Origin of the sequence: Acidovorax bellezanensis (assembly GCF_025421555.1) — a bacterium.
GTDB lineage: Bacteria > Pseudomonadota > Gammaproteobacteria > Burkholderiales > Burkholderiaceae_C > Comamonas > Comamonas bellezanensis.
In genome coordinates this window covers 342,195-358,677 of the sequence record NZ_JAODYH010000004.1, presented here as the reverse complement: position 1 = coordinate 358,677, position 16,483 = coordinate 342,195, and the positions used below count along the sequence as shown (strand labels likewise).

At 62.2% G+C, this 16,483-nt stretch carries 12 protein-coding genes; 6 read left to right on the top strand and 6 right to left on the bottom strand.

Annotated elements, in window-relative coordinates:
- Positions 1-9 precede the first annotated feature (9 nt).
- From N0K08_RS09855 to N0K08_RS09845, 3 genes are all read right to left on the bottom strand, one after another.
- Positions 10-999: a Bug family tripartite tricarboxylate transporter substrate binding protein gene (locus N0K08_RS09855; RefSeq protein WP_261500094.1), complete on the bottom strand. Its 990-nt coding sequence runs from the start codon at positions 997-999 to the stop codon at positions 10-12.
- 77 nt (positions 1,000-1,076) lie between these two features.
- Positions 1,077-2,057: a Bug family tripartite tricarboxylate transporter substrate binding protein gene (locus N0K08_RS09850; protein ID WP_408642936.1), complete on the bottom strand. Its 981-nt coding sequence runs from the start codon at positions 2,055-2,057 to the stop codon at positions 1,077-1,079.
- A 38-nt stretch (positions 2,058-2,095) separates the two neighbouring features.
- Positions 2,096-3,148 (bottom strand): lactonase family protein, encoded by a 1,053-nt coding sequence (locus N0K08_RS09845; protein ID WP_261500093.1) that lies wholly within the window; start codon positions 3,146-3,148, stop codon positions 2,096-2,098.
- Between the two features lie 93 nt (positions 3,149-3,241).
- Here N0K08_RS09845 and acnA point away from each other — a divergent pair, with 93 nt between their 5' ends.
- The 4 genes from acnA to N0K08_RS09825 all read left to right on the top strand — a co-directional run bounded on the left by acnA (position 3,242) and on the right by N0K08_RS09825 (position 8,841).
- Positions 3,242-5,887: an aconitate hydratase AcnA gene (acnA, locus tag N0K08_RS09840; RefSeq protein ID WP_261500091.1), complete on the top strand. Its 2,646-nt coding sequence runs from the start codon at positions 3,242-3,244 to the stop codon at positions 5,885-5,887.
- Positions 5,888-5,904: 17 nt separating this feature from the next.
- On the top strand, positions 5,905-6,801 hold the full coding sequence (locus N0K08_RS09835; protein ID WP_261500090.1) for a GntR family transcriptional regulator: 897 nt from the start codon (positions 5,905-5,907) through the stop codon (positions 6,799-6,801).
- An 11-nt stretch (positions 6,802-6,812) separates the two neighbouring features.
- Positions 6,813-7,556, top strand: coding sequence for an ABC transporter substrate-binding protein (locus N0K08_RS09830; RefSeq protein WP_261500088.1), 744 nt, complete (start codon positions 6,813-6,815; stop codon positions 7,554-7,556).
- 97 nt (positions 7,557-7,653) lie between these two features.
- On the top strand, positions 7,654-8,841 hold the full coding sequence (locus N0K08_RS09825) for an MFS transporter (RefSeq protein ID WP_261500087.1): 1,188 nt from the start codon (positions 7,654-7,656) through the stop codon (positions 8,839-8,841).
- Positions 8,842-9,058: 217 nt separating this feature from the next.
- Here the strand turns inward: N0K08_RS09825 and N0K08_RS09820 are convergent, their stop codons facing one another.
- Positions 9,059-10,057 carry a hypothetical protein gene (locus tag N0K08_RS09820; protein ID WP_261500085.1) on the bottom strand — a complete coding sequence of 333 codons (999 nt, stop codon included), beginning with the start codon at positions 10,055-10,057 and terminating at the stop codon, positions 9,059-9,061.
- A gap of 213 nt (positions 10,058-10,270) precedes the next feature.
- Between N0K08_RS09820 and N0K08_RS09815 the strand changes: the two genes are divergently transcribed.
- The gene (locus N0K08_RS09815) at positions 10,271-10,525 is read left to right on the top strand and encodes a hypothetical protein (protein WP_261500084.1); all 255 of its coding nucleotides are present in this window, start codon (positions 10,271-10,273) and stop codon (positions 10,523-10,525) included.
- Positions 10,526-10,808: 283 nt separating this feature from the next.
- On the top strand, positions 10,809-11,162 hold the full coding sequence (locus N0K08_RS09810; protein ID WP_261500083.1) for a transposase: 354 nt from the start codon (positions 10,809-10,811) through the stop codon (positions 11,160-11,162).
- Positions 11,163-11,367: 205 nt separating this feature from the next.
- Here N0K08_RS09810 and N0K08_RS09805 read toward each other — a convergent pair whose 3' ends face one another.
- Both N0K08_RS09805 and N0K08_RS09800 read right to left on the bottom strand, forming a co-directional pair.
- Positions 11,368-12,783 (bottom strand): phospholipase D-like domain-containing protein, encoded by a 1,416-nt coding sequence (locus N0K08_RS09805; RefSeq protein WP_261500081.1) that lies wholly within the window; start codon positions 12,781-12,783, stop codon positions 11,368-11,370.
- Positions 12,780-16,244: a serine/threonine-protein kinase gene (locus N0K08_RS09800; RefSeq protein ID WP_261500079.1), complete on the bottom strand. Its 3,465-nt coding sequence runs from the start codon at positions 16,242-16,244 to the stop codon at positions 12,780-12,782. The genes N0K08_RS09805 and N0K08_RS09800 overlap by 4 nt, the downstream gene beginning before the upstream one ends.
- Positions 16,245-16,483 lie beyond the last annotated feature (239 nt).

The window sequence follows — 16,483 nt, the reverse complement described above, 5'->3', positions numbered from 1 at the left end:
GGCGGCGCATCATTCCATGCGGATATTGCGCTGCTTCACCAGCTTGGCCCACTTGGCGGATTCGCTGTCGATGAAGGTCGCGAAATCCTGGCTGCTGCCGCCCCCAAACTCATTGCCCATCAAAACGATGCGGTCCTTGACTTCGGGGTGTTCCATGGCCTGTGCAAACGCCGCCTGCAGCTTGTTCACGATCTCCGCCGAGGTGCCTTTGGGCGCCACGTATCCCATCCAGTTGGAGACGGTCACCGCCGGGTAGCCCAACTCCGTGAAGGTGGGGACATCCGGCATGAAGCGCAGACGTTGGGCCGAGGTCACCGCCAGCGCCTTGATTTTCTTCGCCTGGATCGTCGGCATGGCCGCACCCGTTTGCTCGAACATCAGATCGACCTGGCCCGCCATCAAGGCGGTGGACGCGGGGCCGCCGCCCTTGAAGGGCACGCCAAGCATGTCAATGCCTGCGGCTGCCTCGAACAGCTCCGCGGACAGATGGTGCGCGCCCCCTGGTCCCGCGTTGGCGATGTTCAAGGCCCCTGGTTTGGCCTTTGCGGCGGCAACGACATCCGCGACGCTGCGGTAGGGCCTGTCCACCGGCGCCACCAGCACCAGCGGGCTTTTTTCCAGCAGGATGATCGGCACAAAAGACTTGGGGTCGAAATTCAGCTTGGGATAGATCCAGGGGTTGACCGCCAGCGGGCCGAAGCTGCCCATGGCGATGGTGTAGCCGTCGGGAGCGGCACGGCCGGCCAGTTCCATGCCGACGTTTCCGCTGGCGCCAGGCTTGTTGTCCACGATGATCGGCTGGCCGAGGATTTCTCCCATGCGCTTTGCCACCAGACGGGTCTTCACATCGGTGTTGCCGCCTGCGGCAAAGGGCACGATGATGGTGATGGCCTTGGCGGGATAGTTGCTCGCCGCGGGCTGGGCGACTGCCCAGGCACTGGTCACGGCCAGTACCGTACCCACTACCAGCTGGCGACGTTTCGATGAACTAGCTTGCATTGTTGTCTCCTGAGTCAACGAGAATGACGGTTTGCTACCGCCTTGGGGAATCCAACCCAAGCGATGCCGCCAGGGCATCATTCGGGCGTGATGTTGGCGGCCGCCACGATGCGCGCGTACTTCGTGGTTTCGCGGCCTATGAATTCGCGGAATTGCGCTTGCGTGGTCGGCTCGGGCTCTCCGCCCTGCTCGCGCAGACGCTTGACCAGGTCAGGGTCCTTGAGCGCGGCGGCGATGCTTGCATTGAGCCTGGTTTGAATGGCCGCAGGCGTTTTGGCCGGGGCGAACACGCCAAACCAGTTCTCGAGGTCATAGGCCTTGGCCGCGGGGGTTTCTGCGATGGCCGGAATGTCGGGCGCGAAACTGGCGCGCTGGGCCGATGTCACCGCCAGCGCCTTGACGCGGCCGCCCTTGAGAAACGCCGCGGCGCCCGCATAGCTGACGAACGTCAGATCGACGGTGCCCGAAGCCACATCGACCAGCTGACCCGACGCGCCCTTGTAGGGCACATGCTGCATCTTGATGTTCAGGATGGACTGCAGCAGTTCGCCGTTGAGGTGCTGGGGATTGCCCACGCCGCTGGTCGCATAGGAGAGCTTGCCCGGGTGCTTGGCGGCATATGCGGCCAGCTCGGCAATGTTGTTGGCGGGGAAATTAGGATTGGCCAACAGCACGTTGGGCACACGCGATAGCAGGGCGATAGGCGCCAGGTCGCGCTCTGGCTGGTATTGCATGCGGCTCTTGTAGACCAGCGGATTGATGGCCGTTTCGCCCGCGGAGCCCAGCAGCAGCGTATAGCCGTCGGCCGGCGCCTTGCTCACGAAGGCGGCACCGACCATGCCGCTGGCGCCCGGCTTGTTGTCCACCAGCACGGTCTGCTTCAGGCTGACGCGCAGCTTTTCGGCGAGCAGCCGGGCCATGGCATCGACGCCGCCGCCGGCGGAGAACGGCACGACGATGGTGATCGGCTTGGCGGGGTAGTCGCTGCCCTGGGCCGCCGCGGGCAGCGCCAGCGCCGTAGTGCAAAGCATGAGGGTGCAAAAATGGGTCGATTTCATGGGATCTCCTGGATGGGTCGTCTGGTCTATGCGCGGCGTCAAGCCGAAAACACCATGCACACCGGGCTGCCGCAATGCAGCTGCGCGCCGGTGGCCGCGAGCGCTCCGGTGTGCGCATCGACGGCAAAGGTGACGATGGCGTCGCTGTCCTCGTTCAGCGCGAACAGGAAGCGGCCGTTCGGCGCGAGCGCAAAGCAACGCGGCGTCTTGCCGCGCGTGGGCTCGGCGCCGAGAAAGCGCAGGCAGCCCGAAGGGCCGTCGATGGCGAACACCGCCACGCTGTCGCCGCCCCGGTTGGAGCTGTAGAGAAACCGGCCGGGTGCGTCAATGGCGATACCCGCGGCCCGACTGTTGCCGACAAAGCTGTCCGGCAGCACGGGCACTACCTGGAATGGGTCGAGCGCGCCACTGGCCGCGTCGAAGCGGTAGGCGGTGACGCTGGAATCGAGTTCGTTGACCACATAGGCCAGCGGCCGGTGGGGATGGAACGCCAAGTGGCGCGGTCCCGCGCCTTCGCGCGCCGCTACCCAAGGCACGGCGGCGGGCACAAGCCGCCCTTCGCTGAATGCAAAGCTGAAGATGCGGTCCAGCCCCTTGTCGGGCACGACGACGAAGCGGCCCGAGGGGTCAAAGGGATTGAAGTGCGGCTTGGCCTGCTGCTGCTCGACACGGTGCGGCCCCACCGGCCCCTCCAGCGCGATCAGCTGGCACAGCGGCGCCAGCGCGCCATCGGCCTTGATCGGCAGCACGGCCAGGCTGGCGCCGAGGTGGTTGGAAACCACCAGGAAGCTGCCGCTCGGATCCAGGGCCAGATGCACCGGATTTCTGCCCTGCGTGCTTTCGCGGTTGATGAAGCGCAGCAGCCCGGTCTGGTGCTCCACCGCGAAGGCACTGACTTCGGTCGCGTCACCATGCACCGTGTAGAGGAACTGCCCGTCCCGGCTCAGCGCCAGAAACGAGGGATTGACCAGGCCTTTTTCAATCGCCACCAGTTCCAGCGCGCCCTGCACGGGATCGAGGCGAAAGATGCTGATGCCTTCACCCCGGGCATTCCTTTCCCGGGTGGTGCGGCTGCCTACATAGGCGTACATAAGGTGTCCTTGAAGCGCGGATGGGCCCGCTCGAAAATCGCTAGGGTTTGCACTGGTTTGCATTTTATGAATGAAAAATGCAAAATTCACCCTATGGAAAACACCGAGATCCCCACGTTGGCCCTGACGGCCAACGGCACGACCTACCGCGCCACCGACCTGCGCAAGCTCGCTGGCACGCATCTGGCGCAGATGCCGGTGGTGTTGCGTCTGCTGCTGGAGAACGCCGCGCGCAACATGGCGGGCAGCGAACGCGATGCTGCGGTTCAGGCGTTGCTGGACTGGACGCAGACCGGGACGAGCGAAGCCGAGATCGCCTACCAGCCTGGCCGGGTGCTGATGCATGACACCACCAGCACCCCCGCGCTGGTCGACCTGGCGGCGATGCGCAGCACGCTGGCGGAGGCCGGCGTCGACGCGTCGGTGCTCAACTCCAGCCTGCCGGTGGACGTCTCGGTGGACCACTCCCTGGCCGTGGAAGCCTTTGCGCGCACGGATGCGCCGGGTATCAACATGGAGTTCGAGATCCGCCGCAATGCCGAGCGCTATGGCTTCTTGCAGTGGGCGTCGAAAGTGCTGCAAGGGGTGCGCATCCATCCCCCGGGCACGGGCATCATGCACACCATCAACCTGGAGCAACTGGCGACCGTGGTGACCACGGAGCAGCGCCTGGGCGCAAGCTGGCTGGTGCCCGACATGATGATTGGCACCGACAGCCACACGCCAATGATCAATGGCATCGGCGTGCTGGGCTGGGGGGTCGGCGGGCTGGAGGCGCAGACGGTGATGTTCGGCATGCCCACCATGCTGCGCATCCCGGATGTGATTGGCGTGCGCCTGATCGGGCGCTTGCGTGCGGGCGTGCTGGCCACCGATCTGGCGCTCGCGGTGACCAGCCGCTTGCGCGCCATTGGCGTGTCTGGCGAGTTCGTGGAATTCTTCGGCTCCGGCGTGTCGACGCTCACGGCCGGCGACCGCGCCGTGGTCGCCAACATGGCGCCCGAATACGGCGCCACCACCGGCTACTTTCCGGTCGATGACGCCACCCTCGACTACCTGCGCGCCACGGGCCGCGGCGCCGAGGCCGTCGAGCGCGTGCGCGTGCTGACCCAGGCCCTCGGGCTGTGGTTCGACCCAGGCGCCCATCCGCGGTTCACGCGCAGCATTGAAATCGATCTCGACGCCATCGAGATGCATGTCGCGGGGCCGCGCCGGCCACAGGATCTGCGCGGCTTTGGCGAAACAGCGGCCTTGCTCAAGGCCTTGAATTTCATGCCCAGGGGCAGTGCCGCGGACATGCCGCGCCACCCCATCGTCATTGCCGCCATCACCAGTTGCACCAACACCTCAGACCCACGCTTGTTGATAGCCGCCGGCCTGGTGGCGCGCAAGGCCCGGGCGCTGGGTCTAAAGGTGCCGCACTGGGTCAAGACCTCGACCGGCCCGGGTTCGCCCGCGGCCGCGGCCTATCTGCAGCGTGCCGGGCTCACCGACGATCTGTCGGCCGTGGGTTTCGACATCGTCGGCTATGGCTGCACGACCTGCATCGGTAACTCGGGCCAGCTGACGGTGCCGGTCCAGGCGGCCATGGCGCGGGGCGCCATCCACCCGGTGGCCGTGCTGTCGGGCAACCGCAATTTTCCGGGCCGCGTCCATCCCGACCTGGACCTGGGCTTTCTGATGTCGCCGCCCCTGGTGATTGCGTTTGCGCTGGCCGGAGATGCCGAAAAGGACTTGCGCGTCGACCCCATCCAGGTGACGGCGGACGGGCGTTGCGTCTTTTTGCAGGACCTCTGGCCGTCCACCGCGGAAATCGACGCCTGCCTGGCCGCATCCCAGGACCCGGCGGACTATGGCCGCGCGTTCCAGATCGCCTTGCAGAATCCGCTCTGGCACCAGTTGCCGGCACCGGACACGCCGCTCTATCCCTGGGAGCCGAAGTCCACGGCGCTGCGCCGCCCGCCGTTTGCCAACCTGAACGAAGGCAGCCTGCTGGGCCACTTCACCGCCTATCCACTGCTGGTGGTGGGCGACGACGTTACGACCGACCATATTTCGCCGGCCAGCGCCATTCCCAGGGACAGCCTGGTGGCCGACTTCCTGGTCGAGCGCGGCGACGACCGCAACGACCTGAACGTTTTTGCATCGCGCCGCGGCAACTGGGAAGTGATGGTGCGCGGCGCGTTTCACAGCAAAAGCCTGAAGAATCTGCTCGCGCCCGACGTCCCGGTAGCGCATACCGTCCACGCCCCCAGCGGCGACGTCATGCCGCTGTATGACGCCGCGCGCCGCTACGCGGACGATGGCGACGCGGTGGTGCTGGTGGCCGGCGAGCGCTATGGCACGGGCTCCTCGCGTGACTGGGCCGCCAAGGGGCAACGGCTGTTGGGCATACGCAGCGTGCTGGCCAACAGCTTCGAGCGCATTCACCGCTCCAACCTGGTCGGCATGGGCATCCTGCCGCTGCGCTTCCCGCCAGGAGTGACACCCGCGTCGCTGAATCTGGTTCTTGGCGATCGCATCGTGGTGGACGCCCGCGCGCAGGCCATCACGCCGCGTGGCCCGGTGGTGGTGCGCATTCTGCGCGCCAACGGTGACAGCGAGCAACTGACCGCGACAGCCGCGGTCGAGACCCAGCTGGAGGTGGACCTGCTGCGCAAGGGCGGCGTCATTCCCTCTACCTTGCAGCGGATGCTGCAACAACACCCACAGGAAACCGCAGCGCAATGTCCCGCTTGAATGGACAATTCGATGCTATGCGTATCGAACAAACCATTGCCACCAAGATCCTTGAGTTGATCAAGGCGGAGGAGATGAGCGTGGGCAGCCATCTGCCTGCGCAACTGCTTGCCGACCGTTTGCGGGTTTCCCGCTCGCCCATCAACGAGGCCTTGGGCATTCTTGCGGAAAAAGGGGTTCTCAAGCGCGAGGCAAACCGCGGCTACTTCCTGGCCACGCCCGTGGTGGTTCCCACCCACGCCTTGGTGGAACAACTGGGCATCGGTGAAACCAATGTCGTCTCGGATGTCTACTTTCGCATTGCCGACGACCTTTTGCGCGGACTGCTGCCCCGCGACGTCAAGGAAACCGAGATCAAGCAGCGCTATGCGCTGACCCCGGCCCAGCTCAACAGCGTCATGGCGCGGATCTCCAGCGAAGGGTGGGCCGAGAAGAAGCCCGGCTATGGCTGGAGCTTTTCCTCGATGCTGACCACGGCCGACAGCCTTTTGCAGTCCTACCGCCTGCGACTGGCTCTGGAACCCGCGGCCTTGCTCGAGCCCGGCTACCACTTGGCGCCAGACGTCATCGAGCGCTGCCGAGCCGCGGAGCGGCATCTGCTGCAAGGCGGCATCGAGACCGACAGCGCGGACCAGCTGCACGAACGCGGCGTGCGCTTTCACGAATCGCTGGTCGAAGGCTCGGGCAATCCGTTTTTCATCGACACCATCCGGCGCGTGAACCGCGTGCGCCGCTTGCTGTCCTACCGCTCCATGCAGGAACGCTCGCGCTACCGCGAACACTGCGAACAGCACCTGCACCTGCTCGATCTGCTGGAGCGAGGGCACAACGACGAAGCCGCGCAGGCCATGCGGGTGCATTTGTCGAGCACGCTGCGCAATCTCGAAAAGATCAGCGGAATTCTCAAACCTTGACCCTTTGCACCATGCACATATCCCCCGACATTCTTCAAGCATTCACGCCCACGGGCGTTCTTCGGGCGTCCATCAATCTGGGCAATCCCATCCTGGCCCACCGCAACGTGCAGACGGGGGAGGTGGGCGGGGTGTCCGTGGACCTGGCGCGTGCTTTTGGCGCGCAGCTGGGGGTGGCCGTGGAACTGGTCGTCTTTGACACGGCGGGCAAGTCCGTCGAGGCCGTGGCCGCGCAGCAGGCCGATATCGGCTTCTTTGCCATCGACCCCTTGCGGGGCCAGAGCATCCGCTTCACCGCGCCCTATGTGTTGATCGAGGGCGCCTATCTGGTGCGCGAGGCCTCGCCGCTGCAAGCCAATGAAGAGGTGGACCAGCCCGGCACGCGCGTGACCGTGGGCAAGGGCAGCGCCTATGACTTGTTCCTGAGCCGTGAACTCCGGCAGGCAACGATCGAGCGCGCCGCCACCTCACCGGCCGTGGTGGACAGCTTCTTGGCGACACAGGCCGATGTGGCGGCCGGCGTCAAGCAGCAGCTGCAGGCGGATGCGCAGCGCATTCCAGGCCTGCGCCTGCTGCCAGGCCGTTTCATGGTCATTCAGCAGGCCATGGGCACGCCCACCAGCCGGGGCGAAGCCGCGGCGGCGGCGCTGCACGCCTTTCTTGAGGAGCGCAAGCAAAGCGGCTTCATCGCTGAAGCACTCCAGCGCCACGGGATAGAGGGCGCCAGCGTCGCGCCGGCGCAGAGCCGCAGTTAAAAGTCAGCCCACCGCTTGCACAGGAGCTGGCTTTGCTGCCAGCGGGGATCTGGCGCGACGGCCAGGGCCCTCATCACGCCATCTCAGATTGAACCCCTTGAACGATTTCTCATTTCGCAAGATCGCAGTGGCCGCATTCGGCCCGGCGCTGCTGTTTGGCATAGGCGACGGGGCCATTCTTCCCGTCGTCGTCCTGCTGGCCCGGGAGCTGGGCGCATCCATTCCCATGGCCGCGCTGGCGGTGACGCTGATCAGCATCGGCTGCGTGCTCAACAACATTCCGGCTTCGCTGTTCACCGCGCGCTGGGGCGAGCGCACCGCGATCGTGGTTGCCGGGCTGTGGAGCGCGCTGGGCATGGCCGTCTGTTTCTTCGCGACGCACTTCGGCGTGTTCGCCCTGGGCTGCTTCATGATGGGCATGTCGCAGGCCATGTACAACCTCGCGCGCCAGAGTTATATGACCGAGGTGGTGCCGCTGAGCCACCGCGCCCGCGCGCTCTCGGCGCTGGGCGGAGTGGTGCGCATAGGGAGTTTCGTCGGGCCGTTTCTCAGCGCCGCGGTGATCTACTTCCATGGTCTGTCCGCGGCCTTTGCGGTGGGAATGGTGGCGGCACTTTCGGCCGCAGCCCTTGGCTCCCGGATTCCGGACCTGCCCGGCCACCAGCGCCTGCCATCCGCGCAGACGGCAAAGCCGGTCTCGTTGCTGTCGACCGTTGCCGACCACCACCGCGTTTTCCTGACGCTGGGCCTGGCGATCTTGCTGGTCGGCGCGGTGCGCGCGTCGCGCTCGGTCGTCCTGCCGCTGTGGGCTGACCACCTGGGCCTGGGCCCTAGCGCGGCCTCGCTGATCTTCGGTGTGGCCGGCGGCATCGAGACGCTGGTGTTCTATCCCGCGGGCAAGGTGATGGACGTCAAGGGCCGCCGCTGGGTCGCGTTGCCCGCGATGCTGTTCATGGGTGCGGGCATGCTGCTGATGCCGCTGACCGGCAGCCTGGCGGCCCTGCTGCTGGTGGCCATGCTGATCGGCTTTGGCAACGGCATCAGTTCGGGAATGAACATGACCTTGGGCGCCGATCACGCGCCGGTGCAGGGGAGGTCGTATTTCCTCGGGGTCTGGCGTCTGCTGGCGGACATCGGCGCTACCGCCGGGCCCGCGCTGCTGTCGCTGATTGTCTCCGCGGCGTCGCTCGCGACCGGAATTGCCGCCATGGGCGCCGTGGCCGCGCTGGCTGCGGCATTGCTGCACCGCTGGATTCCTGCGCAGGCAGCGGCACCGCCGCGCTAGGGCCGAACACGGGATCGCGAGAGCGAAAAATGCCAGTCAGCGTGGACTGACTGGCATGCTGCCGACATCGTGTCAGCTACGCGGCAGGCGCCATTCCTAGTGCACGAACAGCGCGATCAGGATGATGATGGGAATCGGAATGCCCAGCAGAAAAAGCAGGATGGAGCGCATATAAGTCCTTTGGATTCAATGAAACGGGGCGGCGAATCGGCTTGCTTCACCTGGCGTCGCGCTGGCGGCCACCCCAGGTGGCGCTCAGGCTGGCCACGAAGGCGCCGATCAACAGCGCGACAAAGAACCACAACATGGAGTAAGCGGTCGCTTTGCGGGCGGTTTCCGTGGCCTGCTTGGCCTGCTCTTCGGTCTCTTTCAACTTTTGCTTGGCCTGCTCCATGGATTGCTGCACTTGAGCGAAAGTCTTCTGCACTTTTTCTTGTGCTTGCTCGGTAGAGAGGTCGGTGCGCTGGGCAATCAATTGGGCAATGTGGTGGGCGTCGTCGTCGGAAAGCTTTCCGGCCTGGAGCGCATGGGCAAAAATGCCCGTGACTTCCTGTGCCACATCGGCGGTAGAACGCGCGCTGCTTGCCATCTGCTGGCCATCGCTCTTGAGCGGCGGGCTGCCACTGCGGAACAGGCTGTTGACCCAATAGCCCAGGCCATCGGAGGAGGGCGCGTGCGCGCCGGCGATACCTGACACCGCGGATGCCGCCGCGGTGCCTGTCGCGCCTATGGCCGCCGCGCCCAGGCTGGTGGCGCCCGATGCAACAGCCCCCGCGGCCTTGACGCTGCCGACGATGGCGCTGCCCGCGACCGAACCCATGAGCGCGACCATCAGCAGCGTGGCAAAGGACCAGGCGAGAAAGCCATGGGCCGTGTCGCGAAAGTAGACTTCGTCGGAGTGAACACCTTCCCAGCGGGTACGCAGGCGACCGGCAATGTAGCCGCCCATGCCCGCGGAAGTCAGTTGCGTAAAGGCAAACCAGCTGACGGCGGCCCAACCGATGGTGCTGCCCTCAGCACCTTGTCCCGACCATACGGAGATGGATGACAGGCCCAGACCTATTCCCAGGATGAAGAGCAGAAGCGACATGACGGCGGCGGTCAGCGCCCCCGCGAAGATGGCGGCCCAGGACACCGCATTCTGGTCCAGCAGTGCGGCGCTGGGAGGGGCTCGCGGTGGAGTGCTCTCTGGCGAGACGTAAGTGGATGTGGTCATGGTGAACGGTGGCTAAGTTGCGATCGTTCTTTTTCGCACAGTACTTTCTTGCGCCTTGTAGGGAAGGGGGAGGCGGGCATGCGGCCGATGCGCAGCTTGCGTTGTCAGGTAATGGCTCGCGGCTTCAGGCCAGGCGCAAAACCTCTCCAAGGGCAGCTTGCCTACATGGCGCTTGGCCATAGCGGGTCAAACTGGTACCCGAAAGGAGCATTCATGCCCAATCCCAAGGAAAACCCATCGCCCCGTCCTGTCGAGGTCCAGGTGAATACCGCTCAAAAGCAAAAGCCGGGTGACCCGGAAAACCAAGCCAAGCTTCCCCACGAACGCGATCAGTCCACCCATATGACCGATCAAAAAGCCGATCCCAAGATGCAGCAAGCCCACAAGGATCTGACCAGAGGCCTGGAGGACACCGATGCCCGCGGCGCGGATGGCAAACCATTGGGCAGCAAGAAGCCGACGAAGTAGCCGCGCGCTCAGTGCGCAGCAGGGCTGCCACAGAGCGGGATTTTGCGTTTTTAGCCGCACCCGGCGTGTTTACGCCCGGGCAGCATGCGGCGCCTTGGGTAGCCGGCTCAGGCTATTCACGCAAGGCGCGCCAATGCCGGCACACGCATCGCTCCAATAAGTCACGGCAAGCGGCCCTTATCGTTACCTATGTGCGCCTTGCTGAAGTGGTACGTGAGCGGGGTATGAAAGCACGTAACCACCGACCAGGGCAGAGGGTGCAAAGGTTGCTTTGGAGCGGGGCTTGTCCGGACTTGTAGCCATTCTCGGCTTGACGTCTCCCCTGAATTCCGGACTTTCAAAACTAGAGTTACGGTTGCTTTCCGGCAGGCCCAAACGGGCAAAAGGAGAGGCAATGAAAAGGTCGAGATTTTCAGAGGAGCAGATCGCCTATGCGCTGCGGCTAGCAGATTCAGGTACGCCGGTCGTCGATATGTGTCGCCAGATCGGCATATCCGAAGCGGCGTACCACACCTGGAAGAAGAAGTTCGGAGACCTGGGTGTCACAGAGCTCAAGCGACTGAAGATGCTTGAGGACGAGAACACCAGGTTGAAGTGCATCGTCGCCGACCTGACGCTTGACAAGCAGATCCTTTAGGAGCTCGTCCGAAAAAAGATCTGAAGGCTGCTAAGCGGCGTGAGCTGGCAGCCTGGATGCAGAAGCGCTTCAAAGTGAATGTACGCAGGTCATGTCGATTGGCGCTGCTGAGCCCTTCGGTCTTCCGCCTACTTGGTATGGCGGAAGGGGGCAGGTCAATTTACTTCGAAGTGGTTCAGGAATTCGAAGGGGACTTCAATAAGGGCTAAGGGCTCCCGCTGGTGCTTATGCCCTTGTACCCGTGCTCAATAAGTGAGAGCCCCTCAGCGTAGTGCTTCTCAACATAGTGCCGCTTTCTAACCAGTTGGCCATACTCGTCTCGCGGCTTGCCCTTAGAATCTCCCCGAAATGAAAGCCAATTAAAGCTCGTGGTTACAGAGAAATCGTCGTCACAGACCAATAGCTTTCTATGGGTATTACCGATATAGACGAAGTTGAAGTTGCTGAAACGTTTGGCCAACGCATCCAGCGCTTGCTTCGCTTGAGGGGTGATCGCGGGCTTGTTCTGGCCGGCGAGACCAGGGGCCCCCGGACGGCGCGCGTCACCTTCGTCGATGCCATAACCGATGTGCACCGCGACGCCACGTTGCAGAGCTGCTTCCAAATCGAGCAGGAATGGTTGATCAACCACTTGGTGCCGGATCCAAGGAGAAATGATCAGCAGATTTTTGCGCGCATCCTTCAAGGCGTTTCGAAGAATCTCGGGATGCCTATGGCACAGAAGCGATTCAAGCGTGTTGTCCGCACCCTCTACAGCTTCGGCAGTGACAACAGGTGTTGTCTGGGGCGGTGGCAAGTCAGGACTATCTGGCTGCATAGCCTGTACTCCATCTCGAACGAGCGCCTCCGTGCCCATCAACAGTCTGGCACCCACGCGGTCTGGTCCACCAGCTTGCCGGAAGGCTTGCTCATGCGCCATCGAGGCACCGTCCTCGCGCCAGAAGACCACGTCCACGACAGAAGGCTCGGCGGTGCGGCGATAAAAGAGCATGAGACACTCCAGAAAACGAAGCTCTCGACGGTCGATGCTCTTGATTGCCACCAATTCCTGTTTTAGCGCCATGGCCGGTTTGTGTCTTTCAATGATTGTGTCCAGATAGTCCAGGCCGATGTCTGCAGGCTGTAACGAACGCGCATTGGCACCCGGAACTTCGACACGGCCAAGCTCGGTCATTTCCCTCGATCTGTTCAGTTGCTCAGGAGCAACCGCAATCACCTTGCGCGTCAGCGCATCCCAGCAAATAGGCACGGTTCGCTCCACTGGTACGACGGCACATGCCTCGGCTACAGCCGTGCGCCCGGGCCCCGTGAGCTTGAGAGTGGCGTGTGCATCGCCGGCTGCCTTGCTGTACTGAATGAACTCCTTCTTGTTCAGTTCAGCGAGGACAGGCACCATGGCCCGCTCGGAAAGACCCAGGAAGCTGTAGATTTCGTGCGGTGCACTCAGGCCGGCTCGCATCGCACGAAGCACAGCAGTTTCGATGGGCGGCAGGGGCCTCGTCTCCTTTAGAATCAGCCGGACATTGAGTACGTAGACCGGTAGCCCGGCTTCCTTGAAGCACACCAGCTGCTGCCCCGGACGGCTGTTCGCTGCTTCGTTAAGCATAGTTTGCAGTGTCATGCCGTCAGCTCCTGTACGTGGCAATCAGCAGGATTGCGTTGCATGTGATCAATTACCCGCTTGAGGGGGTTGATTGAACCTTTGACGGTTTGACAATAGTGCAGATCCCCCACAATTCCCAGCAGCTCCTTGCCGCGTGACAGAGCCACATTGATGCGTTCCATTTCCTTTAGGAAGCCGAGACTGTCAACACCCGACCGGGTGACCGAAAAAAGCACTACGTCCGCCTCTCTCCCCTGAAATGCGTCCACGACATTGACGTAGATGTCGCTGAAGCTGCTCCACTCGTGCCGGCGGGTCTGCACGCTTTGGTCCAATCGCTGGCGTTGCTCGCCATATCCTGTAAGCAGGGCAACGCTGATACGGTTGCTTTTTTTGGCGTTACCCCGAATCGCTCTGTCCAGACGTCCTAGCAATTTCAAAATGACTTCGACCTCCGTGTCGTTGTAGTGTGAGGTTCCCCAGGGCCGCGATTGATGTCGAGCCAGTTGGGATGTAGAGAACCAAGTGACTGGCTTCTGCCACACGCCCTGTAAGTGCAAGGCCGGCTCACGCGCGACACTGCGCAACTCGCCATCGTAGAAGCAGTCAGACACCAGCTTGCCAAGCGCAGGAAGCATGCGATGTTGCGTTGTGAGCGTCTTGTGCAGGTCCGTAGGAAGTCCATCGGTCAAGCGTTGAAACAGCGTCAGCCTTTGATCGACCGGAGTAAGACCGTAACGCTCCAGCATCCCCTTTTGCTGAAGCTCCCTATCCTGGAATGGCGAAAGCTGCTTGTTGTCCCCCACCAAAATAGTCCGGTGCGATCGAGCCATCGGGACGAGGACCTCTGTCGGTGTTGCAATCGAGGCCTCATCAATGATGCACAAATCATAGGTGAGCTCATTCTTGCCTGGAACACTTGCCACGCCCAAGCAGGTGCCTGCGACAACCTGTGCTGACGCTACCAACGCGGCCTTAAATTCAGTGCTCCGTCCGAATTCGGCAGACCAGTCCGCGTGGATGTGTAGGAGTTGCTTCAGTTGGGGGGCTGCGGGTGAGTCGTTCTCAAATGCGGCCACCCAGTCGCGCAATTCCTCACCGGAACACTCCATGAGTCCAACCAGCGTTTCATGGGACATATGGGCAGCCAAGTCCTTGCGCGCTTTCACCAAGCTTTGCTCGAGATCGACCTGCTCTGCGGCCAAGCCTGCTAGCTCGTCCCTATGCTGACGGATCACTTCAGCGGGCAGAGGTGTTTGCTTCTGGATCTCCAACACATCAACGACCACTTGAGTTTGCTTGATGACGGACTCGAGGCGCAACTGCAGACCTAAGTAGGTATCAAGTGCTATCGAACGCCGAATCTCCCACAGTGGGACGCCGGTTTTTGCCGCTCTATCTTCAAGGAATGCGACACCAGATGCCAGCGCCTCATTGCGCCGGGCAGGAAGTTGCTCATCAAGCAATAGCCAACGTGTCGAAGCTGCAATCCGATCATCTTCGCGTTGACCAATACGGATAGCTTCCACCGCCCCTCCAGAGCGCGCTACGATGCGCTCCAACGAGTTGTCTAGTGCGACGTGGGTCTGCGATGTCAAGAGAACCCGAGCATTCGGCTGCATGCGTAGCGTCTGCAGCACCAGTTCGGTGATGAAAGTCGTTTTTCCAGTGCCTGGTGGTCCCTCAACCACGAGCAGATCCGGGGCCGCCAAGGCAGCGCGCACCGCATCCTGTTTGTCTTCATCCATGTCTTTCTGGATGAACTCTACTTCGGGGAGCGGTGGCACAAGAACTCTGGCCGGATTGGCAATGAGTTGCCCAAGTTCAGGGTTAATCGATCGCCCATGGCGTACTGCTTCCACTGCCAATCGTTGACGATCGAGCGCCATGTCGCTTCGGGTAGAGTCTGTCTCTACGCGTCCCTTCTCTGGCAATGACGCGATGCTTATCCGATTTTTCTCGCCGGGCCGGAGCAAGAGCGTGCTGCCCTGTGCCTTGACCACAACGCCTTGGAAATCATCTCGTCTCCCGGTTTCGATGATTACCTGCTGATCCGCCAGCCCGGAGGCATCTTCCCCTTCTAGAAGAGTCAGCCGGACAAAGTTCTGATATTCTTCCCGCTTCTCGTATTTCAGCGATATACGCCGTTGCTTCTCCAGTTCCGACTTAGCGGCGAGAAGATCTAACCACTTGCCGAATAGCTTGCGTTCCTGTTCCTCCACGCGCTGATGCTTGCGTATCTCATGCTCTTCGGCCAAGCGTTCGCGCATGGCTTCGAGGGCTAAGTTCGAGATCTCCGGCGAAGTCCCGCTGATGCTCAACCGTACGCGCAAATCGAAGGCTTGGCGCGACTTCCGCTCCAGCTCCGACACCGAGTAGTCTCGCGCACTGACCAGCACCAAACGCGAGCGGGACTCGTCCATGCGTCCAATATATCCGTACTGCGCACCGTAGATGCGCATGCTCCAGCCGGGCTTATCACCATGTTCAGGCTCCTGTTCACCAGTAGCCTGAAGCAGGTCTGCGGTGATGAAGCTGTCCGCGCTAGGGCCGGTAATGGCCAAGTCATGCTCAAGCGTGAGGCGCACATTGTTGGTCAGCGCGACCAGTACTACAGGCGTGGATCGCTGTGGTGGAGGCGCTGCCTTAAGCAGTTCGGCCAAAAGCACTGACGCCATCCCAGGTCTGTCCTCAGGGTTGTCCTGGTTTAGACACCTTCGCAGAACCTCCTTGACGTTTGAATCTGCGTCGAGCGCGTCGATGGAGCGCAGCAAGTCGGCGGCACTCTTGAGCGGGGTCGCGCTGAGAAGGCTCAGGCTGAGCGCCGCGAAACCATAGACGTCCCGGCTATAGCTGTAACTGCCGTCATCCGGCTCCGGTGGCGAAAAGGGTGCTGATGCGAAATGCGCTAGGGTGATGCCAGGTGCAAGGAAATTACGGATCTTGGAGATTCCGAAGTCGCAAAGTCTGACTTGCCCTTCGGGTGTAACAAGGATATTGCTTGGCTTGACGTCTCGATGAGCCACACCGCGCGCATGTGCAAATGCAAGTGCCTCCAGAACTGGACGGCCCAGGGAGTCGTAGTACGTGTCCCAGTCGCCGAAGACGGCCTGGAAAGGCTCCCTGTCGAGAAATTTTGTCTTGAGGTCTTGTTCCACCCAATCCATGACTATGTAGTGCACATCCGCGCCATCGTCGCGCCCGGAGTCGTGGATACGAATGACGTTCGCATGTTTGAGCTCTGAAAGCGCCTGCACTTCGCGGCGAAAGGACTCTTCGATGACGTCATCCGCCGCGCCTGTGCAACGGAAGACCTTGATAGCCACCGTTTCGCCGGTTTCTGTATCGGTGGCGAGGTAGACCGATGCGAGCCCGCCACTGCGTGGTTGTCCACGCGTGACGTAGCGTCCGTCAGCCAAGACCAGCCTTGGCATCTTCAGCGTCGCTGAGCGTTTTAGCGCGATTCCTTGTTCTTCCATAGCCCCATCCTCTCTCACATCAGATCGTTGTTAATTGCCATAAATTTGCAGTTCCTGTTCGTAATTCTGGCAGTAAAAGGGAGGGCCGCTGCCGAATTGGAACTGAACCAGATTGGTGATTAAGACGTAAGAAAGCCTTTTCGGTACAAAATACCGGACCGCCGGATGCTTCCGTTCATCGTTCCATAGGGGCGGTCAATGAGATGTTCTTGGGTAGTGTTGAGCCCAGGGAAGAATTT

Excerpts from the sequence above, each read along its gene's own strand:
- N0K08_RS09855 (WP_261500094.1), bottom strand. The coding sequence starts at position 999 with ATGCAAGCTAGTTCATCGAAACGTCGCCAGCTGGTAGTGGGTACGGTA.
- N0K08_RS09805 (WP_261500081.1), bottom strand. The coding sequence starts at position 12,783 with ATGACACTGCAAACTATGCTTAACGAAGCAGCGAACAGCCGTCCGGGG.
- acnA (WP_261500091.1), top strand. The coding sequence starts at position 3,242 with ATGGAAAACACCGAGATCCCCACGTTGGCCCTGACGGCCAACGGCACG.
- N0K08_RS09835 (WP_261500090.1), top strand. The coding sequence starts at position 5,905 with ATGCGTATCGAACAAACCATTGCCACCAAGATCCTTGAGTTGATCAAG.
- N0K08_RS09815 (WP_261500084.1), top strand. The coding sequence starts at position 10,271 with ATGCCCAATCCCAAGGAAAACCCATCGCCCCGTCCTGTCGAGGTCCAG.
- N0K08_RS09820 (WP_261500085.1), bottom strand. The coding sequence starts at position 10,057 with ATGACCACATCCACTTACGTCTCGCCAGAGAGCACTCCACCGCGAGCC.
- N0K08_RS09845 (WP_261500093.1), bottom strand. The coding sequence starts at position 3,148 with ATGTACGCCTATGTAGGCAGCCGCACCACCCGGGAAAGGAATGCCCGG.
- N0K08_RS09830 (WP_261500088.1), top strand. The coding sequence starts at position 6,813 with ATGCACATATCCCCCGACATTCTTCAAGCATTCACGCCCACGGGCGTT.
- N0K08_RS09850 (WP_408642936.1), bottom strand. The coding sequence starts at position 2,057 with ATGAAATCGACCCATTTTTGCACCCTCATGCTTTGCACTACGGCGCTG.
- N0K08_RS09800 (WP_261500079.1), bottom strand. The coding sequence starts at position 16,244 with ATGGAAGAACAAGGAATCGCGCTAAAACGCTCAGCGACGCTGAAGATG.